At 60.1% G+C, this 631-nt stretch carries 1 protein-coding gene; it reads right to left on the bottom strand.

Going from position 1 to position 631, the window contains the following annotated elements; translation table 11 throughout:
* Nucleotides 1-631: contractile injection system protein, VgrG/Pvc8 family (locus AACU19_RS19385; RefSeq protein ID WP_274540816.1), on the bottom strand; the 631-nt coding region annotated here is incomplete at both ends.

A 631-nucleotide genomic window follows, 5' to 3' on the forward strand; every position in this document is an offset into this window, starting at 1 on the left:
CTCTGTGGCCCGTCCACCTTCGGTTTGCTCTGCAGCCGTGGACGCCACGTCCGGTCTGCCGGTATCACCTCTAACTGATTGCCCAGCGTGGTTCCTCTCCCCTGGCTGCCGTGCAGCGCCTGCGGCTGGCTTCCTGACAGTATGCTCTGTACCACCTGCCATTCACGGTTCAGCATCTTCTGCGGATGCCCCGTCAGCGTAAACCGCGTTCCCGGCCACAGCCGCGGCGAATTACTCTGCCCTGTGGCCTTTTCCGCATCACTGCGCAGGCTGTCCATCTGGTACAGCGTGAAATCCTTGCCGTGCTGTTCATCCTTGAACCTTCCCGGATAATCAAATATTTCATACTGCGCCAGCTGTCCGTTCAGGTTCTCACCCTGCTGCTCATACAGCCCCGGCCAGTCCGGCACCTTAAACGTGTAATCCTGGCTCTGCACCGACGACGGGCGGACATGCGCCTCATAACGGAACATACTGACACACTCCGTCTCCGCTCCTGCCGATGTGTCCGGGTTAAACGGAAACTCCCCCGCCTGTGACAGCCCCGCCACATCGTCGCACAGCGTCAGCTTCTGCTCCGGACTGTCCGCCGCAAACCGCTCAAAGAAGAAAATTCCCTCCTCCGCCCACA

This window comes from Escherichia sp. MOD1-EC4550 (genome assembly GCF_963876935.1).
GTDB classification, from domain to species: domain Bacteria; phylum Pseudomonadota; class Gammaproteobacteria; order Enterobacterales; family Enterobacteriaceae; genus Escherichia; species Escherichia coli_F.